Source organism: Novosphingobium oxfordense (genome assembly GCF_044029435.1).
Classification (GTDB): Bacteria; Pseudomonadota; Alphaproteobacteria; order Sphingomonadales; family Sphingomonadaceae; genus Novosphingobium.
In genome coordinates this window covers 2,803,533-2,823,118 of the sequence record NZ_CP147005.1, presented here as the reverse complement: position 1 = coordinate 2,823,118, position 19,586 = coordinate 2,803,533, and the positions used below count along the sequence as shown (strand labels likewise).

The following is a 19,586-nucleotide window of genomic DNA, read 5'->3' as shown; positions in this document are numbered from 1 at the left end:
CACGCGCATCGTTCATGCGCACAATCTCACGGGGAGCAACGGCACCTTGGCACGTATCGTGATGAAATTCGGCGGCACTTCGATGGCCGGGACCGAGCGAATCCGGCGCGTGGCGGGTATCGTTAAACGCCAGCAGGAAGCGGGCCACGAAGTCGCGGTCGTCGTTTCGGCGATGGCGGGCGAGACCGACCGCCTCGTGAACTTCTGCCGTGAGGCGAATGCGCTTTACGATCCCGCCGAATACGACGTCGTCGTCGCTTCGGGCGAGCAGGTCACTTCTGGCCTGCTGGCGCTGACGCTGCAGGCGATGGGCTGCAAGGCGCGTTCGTGGCTGGGTTGGCAGCTGCCGATCAAGACCGACGATGCCCATGCCAAGGCCCGTATCGAGGATTTCGATTCGGAAGCGCTGCTGGCCTCGATGGCCGCGGGCGAGATCGCGGTGATCCCCGGTTTCCAGGGCGTCTCCCCGGACAACCGTATCACCACGCTGGGCCGTGGCGGCTCTGACACTTCGGCTGTGGCCGTGGCGGCTGCGGTGAAGGCCGACCGCTGCGACATCTACACCGATGTCGACGGCGTCTACACCACTGACCCGCGCATCGTCGCCAAGGCGCGCAAGCTGCCGTTGGTGACGTATGAAGAAATGCTCGAACTGGCCTCGGTCGGTTCGAAGGTCCTGCAGACCCGCTCCGTCTCGCTGGCCATGAAGGAAAAGGTGCGCGTTCAGGTGCTGTCCTCGTTCATCGACGAGAATGCGCCTGCCGCCGATACCCTGCCCGGCACGATGATCGTGAGCGACGAAGAACTGGAAGGAAGCGACATGGAACGCCAGCTGATCACCGGCATCGCCGCCGACAAGAACGAAGCCAAGGTTACCCTTACCCGCGTGCCGGACCGTCCGGGCGCCGTGGCCGCGATCTTCGCGCCGCTGGCCGAACAGAACATCAACGTCGACATGATTATCCAGAATGTCGCCAAGGATAAGGGCGAAACCGACGTCACCTTCACGGTGCCGCAGGCCGACCTCGTCCGCGCGCAGGCGCTGCTGGAAGAGCGCAAGGACGCCATCGGCTACTACCGCATGATCGCTGACAGCAACGTGGCCAAGGTCAGCGTCGTCGGCGTCGGCATGCGCAGCCACGCCGGTGTGGCGTCGACCATGTTCAAGACGCTGGCCGATCGCGGCATCAACATCATCGCCATCTCCACCAGCGAGATCAAGGTTTCGGTCCTGATCGACACCGATGAGACCGAACTGGCGGTGCGCGTGCTGCACACGGCTTACGGGCTCGACGCAGCGGCCTGATCGGGCGCGATAGCGGGAATTAGGGAAAGGCGGCGCGGTTAGCGCCGCCTTTTTCGTTTCCGCCTCAGTCTTCCGGTGACGGCTGGGCCAGTTCGAGGACATGGTCGCGCAAGTCGGCGGGCCACGTCCCGATGGCATCCGCGAATTCGGCCAGCTTGTCCGCGAAGAGCAGGCGGCTGGCTTCCTCGAACCCCGGCAGGTCGCCGCCAAGCGCGGACATAACGCGATAGGCGCGTTCATGCGCTGTGCGGCGGGCCGTGCGGCCGCCATCGGCCTTGCGCGCTTCGTCGACGAGCCGGCGCAGCGCCTGCGAGGCACCGCCGGGTTGCTGTGCCAGCCAGTCCCATTGCCGGGGGAGCAGCGTCACTTCGCGGGCGGTGACGCCCAGCTTCGGGCGCCCGCGACGGCGGGGTGCCTCGGTCTCGTCCGTCTTTGGCGCAACGCCGCGCCAGTCGAGATCGACCGCGCGTCCGGTCGTATCGTCGAACACGAGCACGCCCTGTTCACGGCCGCGCAGGGTGGCGATCAGTTCGTCCGGAGTGCCGCGCGCCACACGGGTGGTGCCTAGGAAGGCGGTGCAGGTTTGGGTCATTGAGTTGGTCCTGAAGATATTTTTATCCGGGTAAATTGAAATTTTGGGTGAGTCAATTTATCCGGGTAAAAATATCAAGGGAATCGAACTATGGAACGTAGTGACCGCAAGGCGGCCATTGCCGAATATCGCGAACGCAAGCCGGAGCCGGGTATCTACGCGATCCGCTGCGAGGCGAGCGGGGAGGTATGGGTCGGCCGAGCGCCGAACCTGCCGGCCATCCGCAATCGCGTGTTCTTCACTCTGAGGCTAGGCTCGACGCCGCAGCGTTCGTTGCAAGAGGCCTGGAACACACATGGGGAGGAAGCCTTCGCGTTCGAGGTACTGGAAGTGCTGGATGTGGAGAAGATCGGCCTCGGGTGGGAGCGCGAACTCAAGAAGCGCCATGCGGATTGGGTGGAGCGGTTGGGCGCGGTGGCAATCTAGGTGGCAGACGGGCTTGAGCGCCCTCAAAGCCCACAAGGCAAACCGATCCCATCAACCCTCGTCATCCCCGCGAAGGCGGGGATCCCGCTTTTCTTCTGGCGTGGCGCAAAGAAAGCGGGGCCCCCGCCTTCGCGGGGGCGACGGAGTGTCGTGGGCGAGATTCGCTTAGGAAGGATGGGGAGGCAGCGAAGGGAGCTTAAAGCACCTTCGCCAGTTCATCGCGGAACCTGGGATCGGCCAGCCCGATCAGCAGTTCCGCCCGTTCCCGCAAGGTCTTGCCGCGCAAGTTCGCCGCGCCGTGCTCGGTGACGATCCAGTGCACATCGTTGCGCGGCGTCGTCACCGGCCCGTCCAGCTTCGGCACGATGCGGCTGACCGTCCCGCCCCTGGCCGTCGAACGACAGGCGATCACCGATAGCCCGCCCTTCGACCCATAGGCGCCCCGCACGAAATCGACCTGTCCGCCGGCCGCCGAGTGCTGGTGCCCGCCCATGAATTCCGAATTGCATGCGCCTTGAAGATCGACCTGGATCGTCGCGTTCACCGAGACGACCTTGTCGTTCCGCGCGATCACGGCGGGGTCGTTCACCACGTCCACCGGCATCGAATAGACATGCGGATTGCCGTCCATCCAGCGGTAGAACGGCTCGTCCCCCATCGCGAAAGAATAGACGCTGAGGCTGGTTTCGGTCGTCTTGAAGCGATTGGTCACGGCACCCTGCTGGGCCAGACGGGCCAGCGGCGGCGTCAGCAGTTCGGTGTGGATGCCCATGTCGCGCCGGTTGGCGATGCGCCGGCAGACCGCGCCGGGCAGGTTGCCGATGCCCATCTGCAGGCAGGCGCCGTCGTCGATCATCTCCGCGATCAGCGTGGCGATGGCCTCGTCCTCCGGCGCGGCGTCAGCCTCTCCGAAGCTGAGCAGGGCCACGTGATTCTCGACGATGGCGGAAACTTGCGAGACGTGCAGCGGGGCCGGGCAAGCCACGCGCGGCATTGCCGGGTTCACCTCCACGATCACCGTTCTGGCGCTGTGCGCGACGACCGAGGTGTAGTCGTTGGCGACGCCGAAGCTGAAATAGCCGTCCGCATCCATGGGGGAGACAGTGAGCACGCAGGCATCCATGCCCACCTCGTCACGCATCACCCGGGGCGATCCACTGAACGCGGTGGGGACGAAGTCGATCAGCGCCTCGGCTGCGGGATCGGCCTTGATCAGCGCGCGCTCCACGCCGCTCATGAAAAGGCATTGCGGGCGGATCGGGCCGAGCAACTCGCGGCGGAAAATCGTCGATCCGGCATGAACTTGTGATAGCAAATACCACACGCGTAACTCGGTGAGCGTCCCCGCTTCCGCCCGCCGCGCAATGGCGGCCAAGATCGCGGGCGGCTCTGCCACGGCCATGCCCATGGCGAGGTCGCTGTTGCTGTCGATCGCCTGCACCGCCTTGTCGGCGGTCGTCAGCTTGGCTTCGTAGAGGGTTCTGACATCCATCACCGCATGGGTCTCATTCCCGGCGATGGAGATCAAGTTTCCCGATGTTGCTCGGTTTCGCAGGCCCGGCGGGCAACACCGCTGCTTGTGCGGCGCGTTTCCTCATCCTATGGCGCAGGCTGATTTATGAATGCGGGCTATGGGAGCATCAATGGCCGCCACCAATAAGACCTCCGCGCTGATGGCGCGGGGCTGCGAATTTCTCGGCAGCGAATATGCGATCCTGTGCGGCGCCATGTCCTGGGTGTCCGAGCGTAATCTGGTTTCCGCGATCAGCAATGCCGGCGGCTTCGGCGTGATCGCCTGCGGGGCGATGAACCCCGAACTGCTGGACAAGGAAATCGCCGCGACCAAGGCGCTGACGGCCAAGCCCTTCGGCGTGAACCTGATCACCATGCACCCGCAGCTGTTCGATCTGATCGAAGTCTGCGCGAAGCACAATGTCAGCCACGTGGTGCTGGCGGGCGGCATTCCGCCCAAGGGCAGCGTGGAAGCCATCAAGGAATCGGGCGCCAAGGTGATCTGCTTCGCGCCGACGCTGGCGCTGGGCAAGAAGCTGCTGCGCTCCGGCGCGGACGCGCTGGTGATCGAGGGCATGGAAGCCGGCGGCCACATCGGCCCGGTTTCCACTTCCGTTCTCGCGCAGGAAATCCTGCCGGCACTCGCGGCCGACAATCTGGTCTTCGTCGCCGGCGGCATCGGCCGTGGTGAGGCGATGGCCGGCTATCTGGAAATGGGCGCGGCCGGCGTGCAGCTGGGCACGCGCTTTGCCTGCGCGACCGAATCGATCGCCCATCCGGACTTCAAGAAGGCCTTCTTCCGCGCCTCGGCCCGCGATGCCGTGGCTTCGGTGCAGGTCGATCCGCGTCTGCCGGTGATCCCGGTGCGTGCGCTGAAGAACAAGGGCACCGAGGAATTCACTGCCAAGCAGATCGAAGTGGCGCGCCTGCTGGACGCCGGTGAGGTCGACATGGGTGAGGCACAGCTGAAGATCGAACACTTCTGGGCCGGCGCCCTGCGCCGCGCGGTGATCGACGGCGACGTGGAAAACGGTTCGATCATGGCAGGCCAGTCGGTCGGCATGGTCAGCAAGGAAGAGCCGGTGACGGATATCATCACCGCGCTCATGGCCGAATCCGAGGCCGCGCTTTCCAACCGCGCCGCTGCCTGAGGACGAACCGGATGTCTGAATCGCTGATCCTCGCGCTGTCCTGCGCCGATCGCCCGGGCATCGTCGCCCGGGTGACCGGCTACCTCGCGCAAGCGGGGGGCAACATCATCGAGGCGCAGCAGTTCAACGATCTGGATGAAGACAAGTTCTTCATGCGCGTCGCCTTCGATCCGGGCAGTGCCGATCGCGAGGAAATCCGTGAGGGCTTCGGCCCGATCGCACACGAATACGGCATGGCCTGGTCGATGATCCGTCGCGACCGGCCGCGCCGCGTGCTGCTGATGGTCAGCAAGTTCGACCACTGCCTGGCCGATCTGCTCTATCGCCTGCGTATCGGCGAACTGCCGATGGACGTCGTCGGCATCGTTTCCAACCACCCGCGCGAGGCGATCGATTCGGCGATGATCGGCGATCTGCCGTTCCATCACTTGCCGGTGACCAAGGGCAACAAGCCTGCGCAAGAAGCGCAGATCCGCGCGCTGGTAAACGAAACACGCGCCGAACTGGTCGTGTTGGCGCGCTACATGCAGATCCTGTCGGACGAGATGGCGGCGTTCCTTTCCGGTCGCTGCATCAACATCCACCACTCGTTCCTGCCCGGCTTCAAGGGCGCCAAGCCGTATCACCAGGCGCATGCGCGCGGGGTGAAGATGATCGGTGCCACGGCGCACTACGTCACGGCGGACCTCGACGAAGGGCCGATCATCCATCAGGATGTGGAAGCCGTGACTCACGCCGACACGCCCGAGGACATGGTGCGCAAGGGCCGTGATATCGAGCGGCGCGTGCTGGCCGAAGCGGTGCGGCTGCATCTTGAGGATCGCGTGCTGCTGAACGGTGCGCGTACGGTGGTGTTCAGGGGTTAGAGCAGTTGATCCGATTGCATCGGATCAACTGCTCAAAGATTTTGGTTTGCCGGGTTTTCCGAGTCATCAGGTGATTCCACCTGATTAGAAAACGCTCTAAAACCCCGCGTTGGGAGAGGTTTCATGCAGGTCACCGGTATCGATCACGTCAATGTGCTGACCGACGATCTGGAGGCCACGGCGCGTTTCTATGAAGACGTGCTGGGGCTCACCCGCAGCGCCAATTCCACCGTCGCCTCGCACATTGCCGGTTACTGGATGCGGGATTCGGCGGGCAACGCGATCGTCCATCTGGTGGACCGCACCACCGCGCCGGGTCGCTACGACGATTACCATCCCGGATCGCCCACCAATGCGCTGCATCACGTGGCGCTGCGCTGCTCTGGCTATGAAGAGACGCGCGCGCGGATCGAAGGGCTGGGCCTGCCGCACCGTGCGATGGAGCATCCGGCGCTGGGGTTGGCGCAGATCTTTCTGGTCGATCCCAACGCGGTGAATCTGGAACTGAACTTCAACGGCGCGGTGTAAGCGCCCGATCTAACCGGCGATGAAGCGGGCCCAGGCGGGCGCATCCTTGTTCTCGCTGGTTTCCGGCTCCCACTGTTGGCGCATCAGCGCCCGGGCGTCGGCTTCCGCCATGCCATGGGCGCGGTTCCAGCGGTAGACGAAGGCCGAAACGCGCCAGTTCAGGATGCAGTGGACGTGGACCGGCGCGCCATCCGCTTCCGCCATCGCGGCCGTGAAGGCGGCGAAGTGGCTGTCATCCGGCGCGTCGAACGGCACCGGGATATGGACGTAATCGATCCCGGCGCGGGCGAACCGGCCGGCTTCGTCGGGCAGAGCTTCGGGATGGCTGGTGAGCGCCAGATTGATCACACGGCGCACGCCCAGCGCGGCAAGCTGCTCCGGATCGCCGTCCACCAGCTTGCCCGAAGTCGTCACCCGCGCATCGATGCGCTGCCAGCAGGCGATCTGTTCGGGGTCTGTCATCGTTTCTATCCCATTTGTGCAAGGAGGGACTCGCCATGGCGCGGCCTCCCCGCTAGCCTGAATTTCGCCTCCAAAACAACAGCGGAACCCCGGTTCTATGTGTGACGACTTCACCGCCCTGGCCGAAGACGGCAATCTTGCCCGCCGAGGCCTCGATCGCCGCACGTTCGCCGCGCTGGGCGCCAGCGCGATGCTGGCCGGTTGCGCGAACGGCTTCACGCCCAACAAGGGTAGCGCGGACGTGAAGGAGAAGATGGTCTCCATCACCACGGCCGACGGCGTGGCGGATGCGTTCTTCGTCCATCCCGCGAAGGGCGCGCATCCCGGCATCATCATGTGGCCGGACATCGCCGGCCTGCGGGAAGCGATGAAGATCATGGCCCGCTCGCTGGCGGCCGAAGGCTATGCAGTGCTATGCGTGAACCCCTATTATCGCGGCGGGCCGGCGCCCACGTTCGAGAGTTTCTCGGACTATCGCACGCCGGAGGGGCAGGCCAAGGTCGTCCCGCTGCGCGGCGCGTTGACGCCCGATGCGATCACCCGCGATGCCAAGGCCTATGTCTCCTTCCTGCGCGGCGATGCGGCGGTGGACGGCAAGCGCGGCATCGGTAGCAACGGCTATTGCATGGGCGGCCCCTTCACCGTGCGCGCTGCGGCGGCCGAGCCGGACCATGTGCGCGCGGCGGCGGCGCTGCACGGCGCGGGCCTTGTGACCGACGATCCCGACAGCCCGCACCGTCTGATTGCCAAGACCCAGGCCTCGTTCCTCTTCGCCATCGCCCGCAACGACGATGCCAAGCAGCCCGAGCAGAAGACCGAGCTGATAAGGGCGGCGGAGGCGGCGAACCGTCCGGCCGAAGTGGAGGTCTATCCCGCCGACCACGGCTGGTGCGTGCCGGATTCGCCGTCCTGGGATCCGGACGCGGCCGACAAGGCGTGGAAACGGATGCTGGCGCTTTACGCAACGCTTTGAGGACGGACCGGCGTCATATTCCATCCCGTCATCCCCGCGAAGGCGGGGATCCCACTTCTCTTGACGGGCGTGGCAAGAAGGAAGCGGGGCCCCCGCCTTCGCGGGGGCGACGGGTGGTTTTGGGCTATCTAGGTTGACGAACGGTAAGGGGGTCGCCGTTCCCCGCCTCTCGTTATTGGGATCGAGGGAGAGGGCTCACATACCAACCACCGTCAGCGAAAGAACCCGCGTCCCCGCAGGAACACAAACGTCGCCAAAGCACACCCCGCCGCGATCACGGTAGCGCCGATGGTGCCGCCATGGCCGGTCAGCGGCAGATCGCCGGTGTTCATGCCGAAAATGCCCGTCACCAGCGTGGTCGGCAACATCAGCGCGGTCATGACCGAGAGCAGGTAGAGGTTCTGGTTGATCCGCTGGTTCGACTGGTCGTTGATCTCGTCCCGCACCGAACGCAGCTGGTTCAGCACGCTGACGATATCGCCATCCACGCCCTGCACCCGCTGCGACAGCTTCTCCACCGTGGGCAGCAGGTCCGCCGGCAGGTCGCTGTCGAGTTCCAGACGGCGGAACACGCTCTTCATTCCGTCCAGCATGCGGTGGAGCTGCGCCAGGCGGCGACGCACGTCCATCAGGCGGTGGCTGTCCGGCGCCTGGCGGTCCTCCACCAGCGCATCCTCCGCGGCCTGCACTTCGCCGGAGAGGCGGGCGATCACGCGGCCGAAGTTTTCCAGCAGCGCGCTGGCCATCAGGTCCAGCGCGCGCGGGCGGGTCATCGCGTTCTGGCCGGCGCTAAGGCGGCGGTAGACGATGTCCGCCGAACCGATCGGATGGTGCCGCGCGGAGACGATCAGGTTGTGCGTCAACGCCATATGCAGCGCGCCGATGCGGCCGGTGTCGTCGCTGTCGAAGTCCCGCTCCAGATCGTGCAGCACCCAGGCGACCGTGGTGGGATCGACCAGTGCGCGCTGGTGGCGATCCTGCGACAGCAGCACTTCGCGTGCGGCGGCGGGCAGTTCGGGCGTCGTTTCCACCCACTTGCGGGTGCCGTGATCGGCCAGGTTGAGGTGCAGCCAGCGCAGCCGATCCCCGTGCGGACTGTCGCAGTCCTCCACCGGGCGACTGCCCTCTGCCGTGAATTCGAAGCCCCAGATCAGCCCCGGTCCCAGGGCGGGCGATGTTTCATGCGCTTGCCGCATCGGCAATTCCCCGAACGATTCCAGCTTCGTTCTAGCACGCCCAGACTGCACCCGTATGGCGGCTTGCTGGAAACGCGCCCGGTGCGGCACCATATCCAATGGCGATGCGGGACAAGATTCATCTGACCGAAGCCGAATGGCGCCGGAAGCTGACGCCGGAGCAGTATCGTGTCCTGCGTGAAGCGGGCACCGAACGTGCCTTCACCGGCAAGTATGCGCGCAACCGGCAGGCGGGACTCTATGCCTGTGCCGGGTGCGGGACGGCGTTGTTCTCATCCGCCACGAAGTACGATTCGGGTTCGGGCTGGCCGAGTTACACTGCGCCGGTCAGCGAGGGCGCGGTGGATGCGTATCGGGACCAGTCGCACGGCATGGATCGCACCGAAGTGCGCTGCGCCCGATGTGAGGGGCATCTGGGGCACCTGTTCCCCGATGGGCCCGGCGGCCAGCGTTACTGCATCAACAGCGCCGCGCTGGCTTTTTGGCCAGAGGGCGACGGTTGAGCGCGTAGGCCTGCAAGCCCACGCCGCCTAGCCATACCCATCCCGTCGCCCCCGCGAAGGCGGGATCCCCGCCTTCGCGAGGACGACGAGGGTGAGTGGGGCGGCGAAGCGTAGGGCACGCAACAAAAAAGGGACCGGAAATCCGGTCCCTTTCTCGTATCGGCTGCCGCTCAGTTCCCCGGCGTTCGCACCGGAGTGGGCGTGCGCGTGGCGTTGGGGCGTGGGGCGGACGGATTGGTCGCGCCTGGTCCCCGTTGCTGGCCCTCGTCGGACGTGGAGCGCCCGGTGGCGCGGTTGAGGAAGTCGTCGCTGGCGGCCGGCGGCGCTCCATTGGCCGGTGTGCGCTGGGCCGGACCGCCGCCCGGACCCGGCGCCGCGCCGGGGCCGTAGTCCGGCATCTGCGGCGCGCCCGGACCGGGGCCGGGGCCGACGCTGCCGTCTTCGTAGCGCGGCTGGCCATCGCCCTGATCGCCATTAGAGCCGGGGTGGACCACGTTGCCGTTCTCATCGACGTAATAGTAGTCGTCCGGGCTGCCCTGCATCGCTTCGTCGTCGGGCTCCAGCTGCCATTCGGGCAGCTTCACTTCGGTCTGGAACTGTTCGACCGGGCGGGTGGAGACGGCGACCTTCATGTAATCGGCAAAGGCGCGCGCCGGGGCGTGGCCGCCGGAGAGGCCGGGCACCGGCTTGGCATCGTCGCGGCCCATCCACACGCCGGTGGTGATGCCGCTGGAGAAGCCCAGGAACCAGCCATCCTTGTTGGAGCTGGTGGTGCCGGTCTTGCCCGCGACCGGGCGGCCGATCTGCGCGGCGCGGCCGGTGCCGGTGGCAACGGTGGTCTGCAGCAGGTCGGTAATGCCGGCGGCGACGTTCGGCGGCACCAGAACCTGGCCGCGCGCCGACTTGTGCTCGTAGAGCGTCCGGCCCGAAGTGGTGGTGACCTTGACGATGCCATAGGGCTCGACCGAAGTGCCGCCTGCGGAGATCGCCGCGAAGGCGCGCGTCATGTCGATCACGCGTACTTCGGACGTGCCGAGGACCATCGCCGGCTTGGTGTTGATCGGGGTGGAAATGCCGAAGCGACGCGCCATGGAGGCGACCGTGCCGAAGCCCACTTCGTTGCCGAGCTGCGCGGCCACGGTGTTCTTCGAATAGGCGAAGGCGGTGCGCACGTCGATCTGGCCCGCGAAATTGCGGCCATCGTTCTGCGGGCTCCACCCGTCGATGGTGACGGGTTCGTCCATCACGCGGTCGTCGGGCGTGTAACCGGCTTCCAGCGCGGAGAGGTAGACGAACAGCTTCCACGCCGAACCGGGCTGGCGCACGGCATTGGTGGCGCGGTTGTAGTTCGAATTCACGTAGTCCGTGCCGCCGACCATCGCCAGAACGGCGCCGTCACGGTCCAGGCTGACCAGTGCGCCCTGCGCGCCCTTGGGGGCGTTGGCGGCGATCGAGCTGGTTGCGGCCTGCTGCATCTTCGGGTCGAGCGTGGTCCAGACCTCGATCGGCTCGTTGGTGTCGGGCAGCAGCATGTCGAGCTGGGGCAGCGCCCAGTCGGTGAAGTAGCGGACCGAGTTCTGGCCCTTCTCATGGTTCACCGCGACATCGGCGATGTCGGCCCGATCAGCCTCTTCCTGCGTGATTGCGCCGTTCTTGACCATCAGGCCCAGCACCACTTCGCCGCGGCCCTTGGCAGCATCGAGGTCGGCGGTGGGCGAATAGTTCGAAGGCGCCTTCACCAGACCGGCGATGATCGCGGCTTCGGCGGTCGACAGTTCGGTGGCGGGGTGGCCGAAGAACTTGCGGCTGGCCGCGTCGATGCCATAGGCGCCGCCGCCGAAATAGACCTTGTTCAGGTAGAGTTCGAGGATCTGATCCTTGGTGAACTTGCGTTCCAGCGCCAGCGCCAGCACGGCTTCGCGGGCCTTGCGGCCCATCGAGCGGCTGTTGTTCAGGAACACGTTGCGCGCAAGCTGCTGGGTGATCGTGGACGTCGCCTTGGCGCGGCCGCCGGTGGTCAGCGAGACGTAGACCGCGCGGAACAGGCCCAGCGCGTCGACGCCGATGTGATCGTAGAAGCGGCGATCTTCCACGGAGACCATGGCGCCGCGCATGACGGGCGGAATTTCGTTATAGGACAGCCACTTGCCATAGCTGGGCCCCAGTGCCACGAGTTCGCTGCCGTCGCGTGCGCGCACGACGATCATCTGGCCGTTCTGGCTGCTCTTCAGCGCATCGTAGGCGGGTAGTTCGTTCATCGTCACGACCACGGCGGTGCCGAGGCCGATAGCGGCGAGCAGCGTCAGCGCTCCGCCCCAGATGAGAACCCGCCGCGCGAGGCGGCCCAGGAACGACGATTCTTTCGGATTCGAGGAGGAAGGCCCGCCGGGCGAGCGGCTCCGGCCGGTATTCTTGGCCATTTTCTAGGTGCAGATCCCTTTAGCGGACCGGACGGTCCGAGCGCTCTCTACCCCATGGGCGCGGGATTTGTAACCCGCGCTTAACGGGGGGCGTCTCTATTTGCTGGGGATGTGGAGGAAGCCGGGAATTCCGCCGCACTGGAAACACGGCCGGGCCGATGGCAGAAGATGGGGATGGCCCATTACCTGCTCACCTATCATGTCGCCGCCGATTACCTGGAACGGCGCCCGCAGTTTCGCACCGAACATCTCGCCTTGGCGTGGATTTTCGCGGGCAGGGGCGAACTGGTGCTGGCCGGCGCGCTGGAAGACCCCGTGGATACCGCTTGCCTGCTGTTCGCCAGCGAAGGCCCGGAAGTGGCGGAAGCGTTCGCCAAGGCAGACCCTTATGTCCGGGAGGGGCTTGTGGAGCGCTGGACGGTGCGGCGCTGGAACACCGTCGTCGGCGAACTGGCCGCCAATCCGGTGTATTCGTGAACCTGCCGGTGAATGCCGCCGCCGAACTGGCGATCCGCACCCGCCGCGCCGAGTTCAACCGCGCGATTGCGGAGGGCGATGCCGCCACGATCGGCCCGATCCTCGCGCGTGACTGCGTGATGGTGACCGGCAGCGACAGCGCGGTGATCGCCGGGCGTATGGCGCAAGTGAAAGTGTGGAAGCGCGAATTCGCCGCCGCCGGGCGCATGGCCTACACCCGCACGCCGGAGCGGATCGAGGCTTCGGCCGTGGAGCCCATCGCCATGGAATATGGCGCGTGGGAGGGCCTCGCCCCCGACGGGGCAGCGCTCGCTTCGGGCAGCTATGTCGCCAAGTGGCGCGAACTGGGCGGCGCCTGGGTGATCGAGGCCGAAGTCTTCCTCACCCTGCGTTGACCGGGGATCAGATGGTGCCGCGCTCGGCGGCGGTGACATCGGCGGCGGCGGCACGGGCACGCTCGGCCGCGGCGGCGGCGGCATCCTGCGGCGGCGCGGCAGGGGCAGCCATGCGCGGCGGAGCGGAGGGGGCGTACTGCGGCGTCGGCACGTAGATGCGGGCACGCGGAGCGTTTTCCGCATAGTCGCCATCGTCCGCGTCGCTGCGTCCGTCGTCATACCCCCAGCCGGGCGCGTGCAGGATCACCACCTGGCCGGGAGGAGTAGGGCGGAAGTCCGGTTCGGGCGCATAGGCGAAATCGCCGCCGTCGTTGCCCTGCAACGGATAGCCTTCCTCATCGCTGTATTCGTGAGGGCGCATACGGGCCGGCGCGGCGTCACCCGTGCCTGCAAAGGCGACCAGGTTCTGGTCCCCGGATTCATGCTGGCCGAAGCGTTCGGCCCACTGGCGCATTCCGCCGTTCGCCAGGTTGGCGGCACCGACGCCAATGCCCACGCCCGCCACCAGCATGAACACCATCCACTTACCCGCACTCATCGTCACACATCCCGAATCGATTCCGCCGCTTCCCGCGCGTCGCGTAGGCATCGGGCCCTGTCCGGGTGGTGAACGGAGGCCGACGCTTGCACACCGGGTCTCGCGTATTTTCCCTGAGGGCGCCGGTAACCACTCGGCAATCGGGATTGTGAGACGGTTAAGCCTAATCCATGAGAGTATTTTAGCAGATGTATACGCGCCGCGATTCCTTTGCGATGACGCCCTGCTGGTACCGGGGCGCGCATCAGCCGACAGGGCAGCGCCGGCGAGAGGAGGACGGATCGATCCTCTGCACCTGCCGGCACTGCCGCAAGGAAATCCGATCGAACGAGGGCAAGACCTGGCGACTGGCCGAGGGGCTGGACCTCGACGCGCTGGCGGCATCCTGCATGTCCAGCCACTTCAGCGTGGTGGATGTGTTCGATGGCATGGTGCTTGCCCGCTATCCGCTGCCCGAAGGCGCCGACGAAGAGGCCATCGCTGCGCTGCGCGATACCATCGCGGAACGGCACGACATCGTTCCCGGCGGGGACCTGGAGGTTCGCCTGGTCAGCCACGAGGCGATCCTGGACAAGCGGCACTGACGGCATACAGACGCGAAAAAGGGCGCCGTCCCGGTGGGATGGCGCCCTTTTCGCGTTCTGGCCGGACCGCAGCCCGGCCATCCCAGTTTCGATTACTGGGCGCTGACGGCCTGTTCGACGGCCAGTGCATTGCGCGCATCGGCCAGACGGAAGTCGACGTTGCGCGAGTTGTAGGTGCCGGTCACGCGGTTGCCGCTGACGTAGAGGCGGAACGGAACCTGGCCCGAAGCGGTACCCTGGATCACGGTCACCTTGCCCTTCTGGGCAGTGGTGTAGTTGTAGTGCACCCCGTCGTGCGAGAAGCTGCGGGCATCTTCAGCCTGGGCCGAAGTGGCGAAAACAGCGGCAAGAGCGGCGGCGCCGACAAAGACAGTCTTGAACATGGCAAAATCCTTTTTTCAAGAAGCAGGAGATTGCCTCGGGGCATCTCTTATCTTGTTGCATTGCAACATGGTTGGATGTCCCCTTATTCGCAATGGCAATAGATGCCACCGGTGTTGCGGAAAGTGCAATTATCGCCGAAAAGCTCAGCTTGCTAAGTAGTTAGCGCTAAACCAGCGTAAATCTCCCTATTTTGGATAAATTTCCGGCTTGCAAATGCGCCCGAGGGCCAGCCGAACGGGGTGCGGAAGGTGCAATTCAGCCATCTTGCGGGGGGTGTTGACCCCGGTTACCCTGCCAAGATGCCAATGCATTCCGTGACTTGCACGCCCCGCCGCCTTCGGATGCGATTTGCCGCGATCGCCTTGCCGATTCTCGCACTTGCAGCATGTCACGGCAGCAACGATCCCGGAAAGGCGGTTCCGGGCGATCGTGACGATCACCAACCGTGGAGCGGCATTGCCACGGCGGAACGGATTCGGGTGAGCGGGACCGAACCGTTCTGGAATGCGGAAGTGCGCGACGGCCTGATCACCTATCGCACGCCGGAGCGGCCGGGGGGTGACCAGACCACCGTGACGCGGTTTGCCGGGCGCGGGGGCGTTTCGTTCAGCGGCACCCTGGCCGGGCGCGACTTCACGCTGGCGATCGGGCCCGGTCCGTGCAGCGACGGCATGTCGGACCGCCATTATCCCTACAACGCCTTGCTGAAGATCGGTGGGGAAGTGCGCAAGGGCTGCGCGTGGAGCGACCGCCGGCCGGCGCGCCTCGCCAACGGCAAGGACGCGACCGAATCGGCGGCCGAATCGGGAATAGTCGAAACTTACGGAGCCATGGGCACCGGCGAGCCGGATCCCGCTTCGCCCGCGCCGTGATTTCCAACTTCAGCGAATGAAGGGGCCTGATTGCGCGCGTTTTCGGCGCGCGCAGGAGAGGGTGGCACCGCCTTGAGGTGATCGTTGTCGCGCGCAAGGCCGGTGGGCAGGCACGCGCCCGCCAGTATGCCGATGGCAATCGCCCCGGCCACGGCGCCGATCACGCTGGTCGATATCGGTGTGCGTCTTGGCAAAGCGTCCTCCGCTTACCCCGTCCTGATCGATCAACGCGTTGGAAGCAGGCCCTGTTCCCTTGGGCCTGCTTCTCCGAGAGCCTGAGCGGCTGCGTTGGCTCAGCCTTCGAGCGACTTGTCGAGCGTGATCTCGCAATCGAGCAGCTTGGAGATCGGGCAGTTCTTCTCCGCCTCTTCGGCGATGCTGGCGAAATCTTCGGCAGAGATGCCGGGAATCGCGCCCTTCAGCACCAGTGCCGATTTCGTCACCTTGAAGCCGCCATCCGCTTGATCCAGCGTGATGGTGCACTGGGTGTCCAGCGTGCCGTCGCTGAAACCGGCCTTCGCCAGCCCGAAGCTGGTGGCCATGGTGAAGCAGGCGGCGTGGGCGGCGGCGATCAGTTCCTCCGGATTGGTGCCGGGCTGGCCTTCGAAACGCGTGCCGAAGCCATAGGGCTGGCCGGAAAGGACGCCCGAACGCGTGGTGATGGAGCCTTTGCCGTCCTTGCCAAGGCCTTCGTAGCGGGCGGAAGCGGTATTGGTGGTCATCGGGGAGGTCCTTTGCTGCCCCGCGCCGGAGCGGGCAGGACGCTTCGCCCGGTTCGCGGTTATGGAACGCGTGCCGGATCGGCGCGCGGATGGGATGTCTCGCACGAAACCGGGACCGAGTCATGACAATGTGGGGCAGGGGTAGGGGCGGGAGCGCAGGCGAAGCCGTTGCGCGCGCCGGGATGGCCCGCTGTCAGGCCGGATGGAGCGCGGACGGCGACGCGCGCCCTTCCACGCGGCGCCATGCGCGTTCGTGAAACCAGAAGGCCACGGCATTGATGCAGGGCTCCACCAGCGCGATTCCGCCGGCCAGGGCCAGCGATCCGGTCATCACATAGGCCACCGTGAAGCCCACCGTCAGGTGCAGGCAGAGATAGGTCAGCGTTTTTGCAATATCGCGTCGCATTAGCAATTTTTCCCGGTGCCGCGCCGAACCACTCGCTGGATCGTCCGGCAGTGCCAGGGATCGCCGGAACGCTGGTGAAAATCCAACGAGCGCTTTCGATTTCGATGATCGCCTGTTATGGTTTCCGAACAATCAAGGTGGGTCGCGAAGACGGCACTGCCATTGGAAGAGGATGGTGTCATGAAGCAATTCCTGACAGCATTTCAGGCATGCTTCGTGGCTGCCGTACTGGTCTGTCCCGGCCAAGGCCGGGCGCAGGATGTGGCGGGTCTGCCTGGATCGACGGATAGCGTTATTGCGCCGGGCCCTGCGTCGGATGCCGGGCTGGATGCGGGCGCGATGACCGGTGCCTATTTCATGCGCGATACGCTGGTTCCCCGGGCGGACGATGTCGCGCTGATCCAGCGCAAGCCGGCGCTCTACCTGTCCAGCTTCAACGATGGCATGGCGACGGTGGCCTATTCGCTGGAGGGAAGGCGGATCGTCTATCGGGTGGTTTCGGGAACGGTGAATGCCGCCGCGCGGGATGCGATCGACCGCGCGCTGGCGAAGTTGCAGCGCAAAGTCGCCTGACAGGCAGTTTGATGTGCTGCCCCGCAAGAACGGGCAGCAGGCCGAGGGAAGGGAGAAGTGCAGGGCGCGACGGTCCCGACCGTCGCGCCCTGTTGCATCCGGAAGGCCTTTCCCATCGGGATCACGCTCTGCCGGCATTACGCTCCGTCAGGGTTACACGCTGTCAGATTACACAGGGCTGAGACGAGGCGGACTGGACCGTCATGCTGCCTTGCAGCATAAGTCCACGTCATGGATTTCGTTCACCATTATGAGCGCGCGATCGACTGGATCGTCTCGCTGTGCCCCCAGCCGGACAAGTTCGCGCATACTTATGCCGGCCTGACGATCTGGCTTGTTTCCGCGATCCTCCTGCGCCGCAAGCTCAGCTCGCCATGGCCGGTTTTCGTGGTCTTGCTGTGCGAAGTGGCGAACGAATTCATCGACCGGCTCGCCCACGGCTCCTGGAACTGGCCGGACACGATCGGCGATGTGATCGCCACGATGTTCTGGCCCACCGTCATCATGCTGGCGCTGCGCTGGAAGCGGGAAATCCGGGGCTGACTTCCGGGCAGGCATGATGCGGGGCGGGGCATGCGCTAGACAGGGCATGATGCTGGACAGGCGCGCAGCGGCGCAGGCATAGTTCCGGCGCGCCGGGATGGGCTACCGTCGGGAGCCGAATGGGATCGGCGACGTTTTCCGCCCATGGCGGACAGCCTTCTCTCGGACAGGAGACGATGCGATGCATGATCCCGATTGGCAGCGGTGCAACCGGCGGAACTGGGCGGCGATGGCGATGCTGCTGCTGGCGGCGGGCTGTGGAAGCAAGCAGCCGACCGCCGTCGAAACCACCACTGTCGAAACGACCACCGTGGCAACCGAAGCCGTCGCGACGGATGCAGGCGTGCCGGCGGCGATGGAAACGGGATCGCCCCCGCCGGCAGCCGGCGGCAAGAGTGGCAATTCGCCCGATCTTTCAGTCTATGTCGGCAAATATCCGCTGGACAAGGTGGGCGCGCATGCCTTCTTCGACGATCCCGTGGTCGTCTCGGGCGTGGCTGCTGCCGTTACCGACCCCAAGGCGGCGGCGGCCATCGCCGCGATGAAGGGCCCGGTCGGCCCGGTGAAGCGGATCGATGGCGAGATTGCCGCCTCGCGCTGCGAACTGCACAACTGCGGCGGCCACAACTATGCCGTCCATGTCGACGCGGCGACCAACCGGGTTTCCTCGGTCTGCTATTATGACGAGAAGGCCGGCCCGATCGCCACGTGGTTCCGGCCGGACGGCACCAAGACCAGCGAAGGCGATGGCTGCTCGATAGGGTGATTCACTGCTGAACCGGCTCTCCGGGCGACCAGCCGGGAGGGGCGAGTTCGAAGCCGCCGAAATGGAAGCCCGGCGAAACCACGCAGCTGACCAGGGCCCAGCCATCCGTGGGTTCAGCCGCCTGCCAATGCCCGGCCGGCACCAGCGCCTGCGCGGCTTCACCCGCCAGCACGCGCGCGCCCAGCAGGGTGCGGGTGACGGGTCCGGTATCGTGCGGCGCGGTGGAAAGCGTGATCGGCGCCCCGGCGTGCCAGAACCACAGCTCCGCGGCGTCCACGCGGTGCCAGTGGGAGCGCTGGTGCGCTTCCAGCAGGAAATAGATCAGCGTTGCCGTCGGCCGCTCCCCATCCGCAGCCTCCGCGCACCAGGTCTGGCGATACCATCCGCCTTCGGGATGGGGCGCCAGGTTCAGGCCAGCGATGATCTCGGCGGGATCGGTCATGAGGTCCTTTCAACCGTGCGCTTGGCTTTCCCGCGTGCATTGGGACTGCCGCCGCGATATTGGAGGCAAACGCAGCCCCTCATCAAGTTTACAATCTCAGGTTTCAAGGGACGAGAGGATCCGATCATGCCTCATCCACTCGGTATCGAGTCGCGCACGCTCGCCGGTATGGGGCCGGTGGAGCACGTCAGGCTGGCGGCCGACCTCGGCTGCACGCGCGTCTCGCTGGGGCTGGAGCAGCAGTCGGGCGGCAACGGCGGCTATCCGGCGTGGTCGCTGCGCGAAGATGCGGCGCTGCGGCGCGAGGTGAAGGCCGCGCTGGCGGATACCGGCATCTGCATCAAGCTGGGCGAGGGGCTTGCCGCTTCGGACATGATTGCCCCGGCCGATCGCGCTGCGGATTTCGACCTTTTTGCGGATCTGGGCGCCAAGCGGCTGGGCGCGCACGACAACGGGCTTGAGCGTGAACAGGCGCGCGACCAGTTGGCAGAGCTGGCGACGATGGCGCAGCAGCGCGGCATGGACCTTTCGATCATCTTCGCCCCGGTGCTGACCACGCGCAGCCTGCCGGAGGCTCTCGCTCTCGTGCGGGAGATTGGCGAGGACAAGGCCAGCCTGACGATCGATTCGCTCTATTTCTTCCGCACCGGCGGTTCGGTGCGCCAGATCGCCGATCTGGACGCGGCGCTGATCGGCCATGTGCGGATCTGCGACGGCGCGCTGGGCGATGGCGAGAGCGATACGCGCAGCCCGCGCCTCATCCCCGGTGAGGGCGAACTGCCCTTGCGCGAATTCGTCGACGCGCTGCCGCGCGGCAAGACCCTGGGGATCGACGTTACCCTTCCGCAAGCGGCGATCGGGTTCGAGGCGGCGAAGGACTACGTGGGGGAAATCGTTGCGCGCACGCGGGCGCTGCTGGCCTAGAGCAGTTTCCGATCCGATTGCATCG

Annotated in this window: 25 protein-coding genes; 15 read left to right on the top strand and 10 right to left on the bottom strand. The window is 65.8% G+C overall.

Annotation, left to right across the window (positions count from 1 at the left end; translation table 11 throughout):
- Positions 1-46: 46 nt before the first annotated feature.
- Complete coding sequence (locus WBP07_RS13395) at positions 47-1,306, top strand: aspartate kinase (RefSeq protein ID WP_395391719.1); 1,260 nt, start codon at positions 47-49, stop codon at positions 1,304-1,306.
- A 64-nt stretch (positions 1,307-1,370) separates the two neighbouring features.
- On the opposite strand, the gene WBP07_RS13390 is transcribed toward WBP07_RS13395, so the two are convergent.
- Positions 1,371-1,898 (bottom strand): DUF2239 family protein, encoded by a 528-nt coding sequence (locus WBP07_RS13390; protein ID WP_395391717.1) that lies wholly within the window; start codon positions 1,896-1,898, stop codon positions 1,371-1,373.
- 90 nt (positions 1,899-1,988) lie between these two features.
- On the opposite strand from WBP07_RS13390, the gene WBP07_RS13385 reads away from it, so the two are divergent.
- Positions 1,989-2,324, top strand: a complete 336-nt coding sequence (locus tag WBP07_RS13385; RefSeq protein ID WP_395391715.1) for a GIY-YIG nuclease family protein — start codon at positions 1,989-1,991, stop codon at positions 2,322-2,324.
- Positions 2,325-2,520: 196 nt separating this feature from the next.
- On the opposite strand, the gene WBP07_RS13380 is transcribed toward WBP07_RS13385, so the two are convergent.
- Positions 2,521-3,816 (bottom strand): acetyl-CoA hydrolase/transferase family protein, encoded by a 1,296-nt coding sequence (locus WBP07_RS13380; RefSeq protein WP_395391713.1) that lies wholly within the window; start codon positions 3,814-3,816, stop codon positions 2,521-2,523.
- 151 nt (positions 3,817-3,967) lie between these two features.
- On the opposite strand from WBP07_RS13380, the gene WBP07_RS13375 reads away from it, so the two are divergent.
- From WBP07_RS13375 to WBP07_RS13365, 3 genes are all read left to right on the top strand, one after another.
- Entirely contained in the window at positions 3,968-4,987 is a 1,020-nt protein-coding gene (locus WBP07_RS13375) for an NAD(P)H-dependent flavin oxidoreductase (RefSeq protein ID WP_395391711.1), read from the top strand.
- Between the two features lie 11 nt (positions 4,988-4,998).
- The gene (gene purU, locus WBP07_RS13370; RefSeq protein WP_395391709.1) at positions 4,999-5,853 is read left to right on the top strand and encodes a formyltetrahydrofolate deformylase; all 855 of its coding nucleotides are present in this window, start codon (positions 4,999-5,001) and stop codon (positions 5,851-5,853) included.
- 123 nt (positions 5,854-5,976) lie between these two features.
- Positions 5,977-6,381: a VOC family protein gene (locus tag WBP07_RS13365; protein WP_395391707.1), complete on the top strand. Its 405-nt coding sequence runs from the start codon at positions 5,977-5,979 to the stop codon at positions 6,379-6,381.
- A gap of 9 nt (positions 6,382-6,390) precedes the next feature.
- Here the strand turns inward: WBP07_RS13365 and WBP07_RS13360 are convergent, their stop codons facing one another.
- On the bottom strand, positions 6,391-6,843 hold the full coding sequence (locus WBP07_RS13360) for a hypothetical protein (RefSeq protein WP_395391706.1): 453 nt from the start codon (positions 6,841-6,843) through the stop codon (positions 6,391-6,393).
- A gap of 97 nt (positions 6,844-6,940) precedes the next feature.
- On the opposite strand from WBP07_RS13360, the gene WBP07_RS13355 reads away from it, so the two are divergent.
- Positions 6,941-7,816, top strand: coding sequence for a dienelactone hydrolase family protein (locus WBP07_RS13355; RefSeq protein WP_395391704.1), 876 nt, complete (start codon positions 6,941-6,943; stop codon positions 7,814-7,816).
- A gap of 212 nt (positions 7,817-8,028) precedes the next feature.
- Here WBP07_RS13355 and WBP07_RS13350 read toward each other — a convergent pair whose 3' ends face one another.
- On the bottom strand, positions 8,029-9,012 hold the full coding sequence (locus tag WBP07_RS13350) for a CorA family divalent cation transporter (protein ID WP_395391702.1): 984 nt from the start codon (positions 9,010-9,012) through the stop codon (positions 8,029-8,031).
- Positions 9,013-9,116: 104 nt separating this feature from the next.
- Here WBP07_RS13350 and msrB point away from each other — a divergent pair, with 104 nt between their 5' ends.
- Positions 9,117-9,515 (top strand): peptide-methionine (R)-S-oxide reductase MsrB, encoded by a 399-nt coding sequence (gene msrB, locus WBP07_RS13345; protein ID WP_395391700.1) that lies wholly within the window; start codon positions 9,117-9,119, stop codon positions 9,513-9,515.
- A 170-nt stretch (positions 9,516-9,685) separates the two neighbouring features.
- On the opposite strand, the gene WBP07_RS13340 is transcribed toward msrB, so the two are convergent.
- The gene (locus WBP07_RS13340; RefSeq protein ID WP_395391698.1) at positions 9,686-11,935 is read right to left on the bottom strand and encodes a transglycosylase domain-containing protein; all 2,250 of its coding nucleotides are present in this window, start codon (positions 11,933-11,935) and stop codon (positions 9,686-9,688) included.
- A gap of 174 nt (positions 11,936-12,109) precedes the next feature.
- Between WBP07_RS13340 and WBP07_RS13335 the strand changes: the two genes are divergently transcribed.
- Positions 12,110-12,412, top strand: a complete 303-nt coding sequence (locus WBP07_RS13335) for a YciI-like protein (RefSeq protein WP_395391696.1) — start codon at positions 12,110-12,112, stop codon at positions 12,410-12,412.
- A complete protein-coding gene (locus WBP07_RS13330) occupies positions 12,409-12,807 on the top strand; it encodes a nuclear transport factor 2 family protein (RefSeq protein WP_395391694.1) in 399 nt (132 codons plus the stop codon). The genes WBP07_RS13335 and WBP07_RS13330 overlap by 4 nt, the downstream gene beginning before the upstream one ends.
- Before the next feature lie 7 nt (positions 12,808-12,814).
- Here WBP07_RS13330 and WBP07_RS13325 read toward each other — a convergent pair whose 3' ends face one another.
- On the bottom strand, positions 12,815-13,345 hold the full coding sequence (locus WBP07_RS13325; protein ID WP_395391692.1) for a hypothetical protein: 531 nt from the start codon (positions 13,343-13,345) through the stop codon (positions 12,815-12,817).
- A 215-nt stretch (positions 13,346-13,560) separates the two neighbouring features.
- Here WBP07_RS13325 and WBP07_RS13320 point away from each other — a divergent pair, with 215 nt between their 5' ends.
- Positions 13,561-13,929 carry a hypothetical protein gene (locus WBP07_RS13320; RefSeq protein WP_395391690.1) on the top strand — a complete coding sequence of 123 codons (369 nt, stop codon included), beginning with the start codon at positions 13,561-13,563 and terminating at the stop codon, positions 13,927-13,929.
- A 92-nt stretch (positions 13,930-14,021) separates the two neighbouring features.
- Here WBP07_RS13320 and WBP07_RS13315 read toward each other — a convergent pair whose 3' ends face one another.
- On the bottom strand, positions 14,022-14,312 hold the full coding sequence (locus tag WBP07_RS13315) for a hypothetical protein (protein ID WP_395391688.1): 291 nt from the start codon (positions 14,310-14,312) through the stop codon (positions 14,022-14,024).
- A 342-nt stretch (positions 14,313-14,654) separates the two neighbouring features.
- On the opposite strand from WBP07_RS13315, the gene WBP07_RS13310 reads away from it, so the two are divergent.
- The gene (locus WBP07_RS13310) at positions 14,655-15,185 is read left to right on the top strand and encodes a COG3650 family protein (RefSeq protein WP_395391686.1); all 531 of its coding nucleotides are present in this window, start codon (positions 14,655-14,657) and stop codon (positions 15,183-15,185) included.
- A gap of 293 nt (positions 15,186-15,478) precedes the next feature.
- Here the strand turns inward: WBP07_RS13310 and WBP07_RS13305 are convergent, their stop codons facing one another.
- A complete protein-coding gene (locus tag WBP07_RS13305; RefSeq protein ID WP_395391685.1) occupies positions 15,479-15,907 on the bottom strand; it encodes an OsmC family protein in 429 nt (142 codons plus the stop codon).
- A 193-nt stretch (positions 15,908-16,100) separates the two neighbouring features.
- Positions 16,101-16,313, bottom strand: coding sequence for a DUF2061 domain-containing protein (locus tag WBP07_RS13300; RefSeq protein WP_395391683.1), 213 nt, complete (start codon positions 16,311-16,313; stop codon positions 16,101-16,103).
- A gap of 180 nt (positions 16,314-16,493) precedes the next feature.
- Here WBP07_RS13300 and WBP07_RS13295 point away from each other — a divergent pair, with 180 nt between their 5' ends.
- From WBP07_RS13295 to WBP07_RS13285, 3 genes are all read left to right on the top strand, one after another.
- Positions 16,494-16,886: a hypothetical protein gene (locus WBP07_RS13295; RefSeq protein ID WP_395391681.1), complete on the top strand. Its 393-nt coding sequence runs from the start codon at positions 16,494-16,496 to the stop codon at positions 16,884-16,886.
- A gap of 231 nt (positions 16,887-17,117) precedes the next feature.
- Positions 17,118-17,429 carry a hypothetical protein gene (locus tag WBP07_RS13290; RefSeq protein WP_395391679.1) on the top strand — a complete coding sequence of 104 codons (312 nt, stop codon included), beginning with the start codon at positions 17,118-17,120 and terminating at the stop codon, positions 17,427-17,429.
- A gap of 181 nt (positions 17,430-17,610) precedes the next feature.
- Positions 17,611-18,195, top strand: coding sequence for a hypothetical protein (locus tag WBP07_RS13285; protein ID WP_395391677.1), 585 nt, complete (start codon positions 17,611-17,613; stop codon positions 18,193-18,195).
- A 1-nt stretch (position 18,196) separates the two neighbouring features.
- Here WBP07_RS13285 and WBP07_RS13280 read toward each other — a convergent pair whose 3' ends face one another.
- Complete coding sequence (locus tag WBP07_RS13280; protein ID WP_395391676.1) at positions 18,197-18,637, bottom strand: cupin domain-containing protein; 441 nt, start codon at positions 18,635-18,637, stop codon at positions 18,197-18,199.
- A gap of 126 nt (positions 18,638-18,763) precedes the next feature.
- Here WBP07_RS13280 and WBP07_RS13275 point away from each other — a divergent pair, with 126 nt between their 5' ends.
- The gene (locus tag WBP07_RS13275) at positions 18,764-19,561 is read left to right on the top strand and encodes a sugar phosphate isomerase/epimerase family protein (protein WP_395391674.1); all 798 of its coding nucleotides are present in this window, start codon (positions 18,764-18,766) and stop codon (positions 19,559-19,561) included.
- Positions 19,562-19,586 lie beyond the last annotated feature (25 nt).